Annotated in this window: 4 protein-coding genes; 1 reads left to right on the top strand and 3 read right to left on the bottom strand. The window is 65.2% G+C overall.

Features of this window, described 5'->3' with window-relative positions:
• Positions 1–842 (top strand): alpha/beta hydrolase family protein (locus VJ811_RS08050; protein ID WP_324071746.1); only part of this gene is annotated, 842 nt, incomplete at its 5' end.
• A gap of 78 nt (positions 843–920) precedes the next feature.
• Here the strand turns inward: VJ811_RS08050 and VJ811_RS08045 are convergent.
• The 3 genes from VJ811_RS08045 to VJ811_RS08035 form a co-directional block, all read right to left on the bottom strand.
• Entirely contained in the window at positions 921–3,350 is a 2,430-nt protein-coding gene (locus VJ811_RS08045) for a penicillin acylase family protein (protein ID WP_324071745.1), read from the bottom strand.
• Between the two features lie 21 nt (positions 3,351–3,371).
• Positions 3,372–4,568: a M20 aminoacylase family protein gene (locus tag VJ811_RS08040; RefSeq protein ID WP_324071744.1), complete on the bottom strand. Its 1,197-nt coding sequence runs from the start codon at positions 4,566–4,568 to the stop codon at positions 3,372–3,374.
• 114 nt (positions 4,569–4,682) lie between these two features.
• On the bottom strand, positions 4,683–5,888 hold a 1,206-nt coding region (locus tag VJ811_RS08035; protein WP_324071743.1), incomplete at its 5' end, for an AbgT family transporter.

Genomic DNA, 5,888 nt, shown 5'->3' with positions numbered 1-5,888 from the left:
CCGCGAAACTTCGCGCCGACGGGATGCCGGTTGCCCCCGTTCCGTTGGTGCTGCTCGTTCACGGCGGCCCCTGGCTTCGCGACGATCTGGCCTTCGATCCGCAGCACGCCTGGCTCGCCGACCGCGGCTATGCGGTGCTGTCGGTGAACTTTCGCGCGTCGGGGGGCTTTGGCAGCGACTTCATGGCGAAGGGCGACCGGAAATGGTCGGAAACGATGCACGGCGACCTGCTCGACGGCGTGCTATGGGCGATCGACAAGGGGGTGACCGCGAAGGACCGCGTCGCGGTGATGGGGCTGTCCTATGGCGGCTATTCGACGCTCGTGTCGCTGAGTTTCACGCCCGACACTTTCCAGTGCGGCGTCGACCTTGCGGGGCCGAGCAATCTGGTGCGGCAAGTCGCGTCGATGCCCGACTGGTGGACCTGGCAGCGTCCGCAGTTCGTCAACCGCGTGGGCGACCCGGCGACAAAGGAAGGTGCGGCGGACCTGATGCGACGCTCGCCGATCGCGCGCGTCGATGCGATTTCAAAGCCGCTGCTTGTCACCAACGGCGCCAACGACCCGCGCATCTTTCCCAGCCAGTCGGAAGAGATTGTCGATGCGCTGAAGGCGCGCGGCAAGCCGGTGACCTATGCCTTTTACCCCGACGAGGGTCACGTCTATGCGAAAGACGCGACGAACATCTCCTTCGCGGCGATCGCCGAGCATTTCCTGTCGAAATGCCTCGGCGGTCCTGCCGAGCCTTATGGCGACGATCTCGCCGGGTCGCAGGTCGAACTGAAGACCGGCGCCGGCCTTGTCCCCGGTCTCGAGCGGGTGCTTGCGGATGGGACGAAATGAGGGGTCGCCAGGGCTCGCCCAGATATCTCGCCAAAGATTGCGGGTGAGACGACAGCGGTCAATCGGGACCGCCGCGCGCTAACGGGCGGGCGGCGGATATTCGAGCGTCATGGTCGATGCGGCGGCCTTGTGTATCGCGCCGGGCGAAAGATCGATCTTTTTGAGCTCGTTGGTCTCGTGCATCATCGTCTGGTCGGCGAGATGCGGATTCCCCTTGCCGTCGGGATCGATGAACAGATTCTGGCCGCCCGCATCGATCACCGAATAGAGCGCGCGCCGGTCGGCGCCGATTTCCATCAAGCCGACCCAGCTTTCGCCGCCATTGTGCGGCGCCATCGTCGGGCCGAGGCGCAGAACCGCCGACAGGCGATGCTCGGGATAATCCTCCGCCATTTGCGGACGCTCGGGCGTCTCCAGCGACGCGTCGAAATATTTCCAGAAGACCGGCTGTTTCCATTCGGCCATATCCTTGCCGGGAAAGCGCGGTTTGACCTCGGCGATCGTCGCCTTGATCGTGTCGATCATCATCGCGGTGCGGTCGCGCCCGTTGAAATAGTCGACGCCCAGTGGCGCGCCCGCCGTCTTACCCTGAAACGCACGCAGCAACAGGCTCGATTGATAGGTCAGGTAGCGGCCCTCATCGATCGTCTTCCACCAGTCATCCATATCGTCGCCGAACAGCGTTTTCGGCGCAGTCTGGAGCCAGGCCCGGTAGAGCGTCAGCCCCGGATTGTCGTAGCGCTGATCACCGTCGCGGTCCTGATAGAGTCCATTGAAGCCGAGCATATATTCGCCCGCGCGCTTCACTTCGGGGTCGTCGCTCGCCGCGATCGCGGCCCGGATATAGGGCGCGAAAAAGTCGGGCGCCGCCTGATTGCGATCGACCGCGCCGAGCGCGTTGAAGATCTTGCCGTTGAACTCGCGCATGTCGAGCAGGGTCAGCGACTGGCCCGCCTTCGCGAGCCGGTCGCCGAGCCAAGTGCGGAAGGTCGCGCCGATGCGGGCATTGTCGCCCTCCTGCGACCAACCCGTCGCCTTGCTGTTCCATGACATGAAATAGCCCTGGCGGGGGTTGATCATGTGCGGCTTTTCCGCAGGGGTCAGAAAGCCGGTCCATTCATATTCGCCGGTGCCGGGCGTCGGCAGCCGCGGGTCGACGCCGGCCGCCTTCTTGGGGAGCGCACCCGCTTCGAAATAGGCGATCGTGCCATCCTCGCCGCCATAGCAGGCGCCGAGATTCCAGCCGAGCCGGTCGACCCCCTTGGCCTTGAATTCGGCCAGGCTCTTGGCGCGGCCCATTTCGGCAAAGGCGACCCATGTGTCGAGTTCGCGGCCGTGGACGCCCATCTGCTGCGAAAAAGCGGTGCCGTTTTCGACATCCCATGCGATCACCGGGCCGTGGATCGTCCACGCGACCTCGTGCGTGAAGGGCGTACCGTCCTTGACCTTAAAGGTTTCGGTGCGGTGCTCCATCGTCTTCCAGGCACCCTTGTACCAATATTCGTACCGGTTTTTGGGATTGAGCTTTTCGGCGAAGGTGGTGCCGGCCTCGCTGCTGCCCGACACCAGCAGCCAGCCGTGCTGCGCGCCGCGCCCCATTGTCGGGACGCCCCAGCCGGTCGAGCCGAAGCCCGCATTGTCGAAGCCGCCCCCTTTAAGATGGATTTCGGGGCCGTCGGCCGTGGCCTCCAGCATCAGCACCTTTCCGCTCGCCGATTTTTCGGGGCCGATGACCATGCAGCGGCTTGCGCCTTTCACCGGTTCGGTGGGCTTCGTCTGCGCCGTCGCCACCGCCACATTGCGATGGGGGGCCAGTTGCGCCGGGGCGAGGACGGGGACGGGGATCGGCCGGGCCGGGGCAAGATCGTCGCCCGCGGGGATGGTGGTCGGGGAATCGGGATCGGAGATCGGCACGACGTCGTTGAAGATCGCCCACGCCTTCTCCTGACCGTAGCGTGCGGTCATCGCCTTCAGAAATTCGAGGTTGCGGATTTCATAAGTGTCGCGTCCCAGCGGCGCTGCGCTGATCAGCGCGAGATATTCGGTGAGGCTCCAGCGCGTCGGCTTGATCCCCCAGCGGATGAATTCGAGCGGGGTCAGCCGCGCGGGGTCGGCATTCACTTCGTCGATACGCTTGTTGATGCCGTCGACCATCGCCTGGATCATCTTGCGATGTTCGGGCGCCAGCGCCGTGTAGCGCTGCATCAGTACGGCGTCCGAAAGCTTCCGGCCGCGCATCATCTTGTCGCCTTCGATCGCCGATTTCCCGACAAGCTCGGCGCGCCGGCCCTGCGTATTGTGCCGCGCGAGTTCCATCGCCGCGAGGCGGTCGTGGGCGATCGCATAGCCCGCGCCGAACATCACGGCATCGGACGTTTCCGCCTGCACATGGGGTACGCCGAAATCGTCGCGGTAGATGCTGGCTTTTTCCTGCGCCGATGCGGGCTGCGCCGCCGCAAGCAGCAATGCGGCGGAACCATGGAACAAGGCGGCAGTCGAACGGCGCATCAAGGCGTCTCCCTAAAACATCTATTTCGGCAGGAATGTCTCGGTCAAGGCGACCCACAGCGCGGCGCCGGTCGGCGAAATACTGTCGTCATAGGCATAGTGCGAATTGTGCAGCATCACCGACCCCGGCCCCTCGTCGCCGTTGCCGAGGAGCAGGAAGCAGCCGGGGACGACGTCGAGGTAGCGCGCGAAATCCTCGCCCCCCATGCCCGGCGCGTCGAGATCGACGAAGCGGTCGGCGCCGACGATGCCGATCGCGATCTCGCGGACCTTGGCATAGAGGCCGGCCGGATTGTGCAGGGCAGGGTAGCCGCGTTCGTAGTGCAACTCCGCCGCCGCGCCGAATGACGCGGCAACGCCGGTCACGATCTCGCGCAGCCGCTGCTCGGTCGCATCCTGGCTCGCGCGCGACAGCGTGCGCACCGTGCCGCCCATGCGCGCCTCGTCGGCGATGATGTTGAACGCCGTGCCCGCCTCGACCTTGCAGATCGATACCACCGCGGCGTCCATCGGATCGGTATTGCGCGCGACGATGCTTTGCACCGCGACGATGATCTGCGCGGCGACCAGCACAGGATCGACCGTCAGGTGCGGGCGCGCGGCGTGGCCCCCCCTGCCGGTGACGACGATCTCGAACTTGTCGGCGGCGGCATAGAGCGCGCCCGCGCGCCCTGCGAGCTTGCCCGCGGCGATGCCCGGGCGATTGTGGATGCCGAAGATGGCGTCCATCGGGAAGCGCTCGAACAATCCGTCGCGGATCATCGCGCTCGCGCCGCCGTCGGGGTCGCCTCCCGGGCCCTGATAGCCCAGCGATTCCTCGGCGGGCTGGAAGATCAGGTGCACCGCGCCATCGAAATTGCGCGTCGCGGCGAGATATTTTGCGGCGCCGAGCAGCATCGTCGTATGCCCGTCGTGGCCGCAGGCGTGCATTACGCCCGGGGTACAGGATTTATGATCGGACTCGGTGAGCTCGATCATCGGCAGCGCGTCGATGTCGGCGCGGATGCCGATCGCGCGGTTCGACCCGCCGGCGCGGACCGTTGCGACGATGCCGGTGCCGCCGATGCCCGTGTGAACCGCGTCGACCCCAAAGCTTTCGAGCAGGTCGAGGATGAAGCGGACCGTGCCCTGTTCGTGAAAGCCGAGTTCGGGATGCCGGTGGATGTGCCGGCGCCAGGCGGTCATGTCTGCTTCGAGCGATTTGAGGTCAACGGACATGGGAACCGACCTCCTGGCGCAGCGGCGAAGTCAGGCTAGGGCCGGTGAGCAGCCGGCCCCAATGCTTATTGGACATGGTTGCATGTTCGGCGGCGGATTTCATCATGCGCTCCCTCACGGCGCGGCGTGCGCCGCGACTTGATAAAAGACCTGTGCGTGCGGGCCGAGCGGGAGGTCGAAGACGACCCAAGCGACGACCATCGTGATCCCCGTCGCCATGAAGCAGAGCGCATAGGGCAGCATCAGCGCGAGCAGCGAGCCGACCCCCATCGACTTGTCCCAGCGCTGGCAGAAGACGAGGACGAGCGGGAAATAGCTCATCAGCGGGGTCATGATATTGGTATAGCTGTCGCCCATGCGATAGGCGGCGGTCGTCATTTCGGGACTGATGCCGAGCAGCATGAACATCGGCACGACCACCGACGACAAGACGCTCCACTTGGCGGTCGATGATCCGATGAACAGGTCCATCGTCGACGACAGCAGCAGCACGCAGACAAGGAGCAGCGGCGCGGGCAGGTTCATGCCCTGCAATTTCTCCGCCCCGCCGATCGCGATAATGGGTCCGATCCCTGACCAGTTGAACATCGCGACGAAATGCGCTGCGAAGAAAACGAAGACGAGATAGGGCGCGATCGTCTTTACACCCTCGCGCATCATCGCAATCACGTCGTTCGAATTTTTGACCGTGCCGGCGGCGCGCCCGAAGACGACGCCGGTGAGCAGGAACAGCAGAAACAGCGCGGCGATCATCGAGCCATAGAGCGGCTGCAACCGGATCGGCCCCTCGGCGCTCTGGTCGATGAATGGCGTATAGCCGGGCCAGAGGCAGAGCGCCGCGAACAGCGCGACGATCAGCAGCGCGGCGACACCGGCGCGGCGAAGCCCCCGCCGCTCGTCGTCGTTGAGGTCGCCTTTTTCCAGATCCGCGCGCAGCTCGTCGTCGATCGCCTCGTTCCACGCGCCGAGGCGCGGTTCGACGATCCGGTCGGTGACGAACCAGATGATCGGGGTGAAAAAGACGACGATGCCGAGGATGAAATACCAGTTGCCGAGCGGGTTCATCGTCCAGCCGGGCTCGACGATGCGCGCGGCTTCCTGTGTGAAGCCGAACAGCAGGACGTCGAGCTGGCCGGGCATGATGTTGCCGGCATAGCCCCCCGACACGGCGGCGAGCGCGGCGGCAATTCCCGCGAGCGGATGACGCCCGACCGATGCGAAAAGGACCGCTGCCATCGGGATGAGCACGACATAGGCGGCGTCGGCGGCGTGGTGCGACACCATGCCCACCACCGCGATGATCGGCGTCATATAGCGGCG

The organism is Sphingopyxis sp. (genome assembly GCF_035250425.1).
Taxonomy (GTDB): Bacteria; Pseudomonadota; Alphaproteobacteria; order Sphingomonadales; family Sphingomonadaceae; genus Sphingopyxis.
The sequence above is the reverse complement of the archived record's forward strand: the minus strand, read 5'-3'. Positions and strand labels throughout refer to the sequence as shown.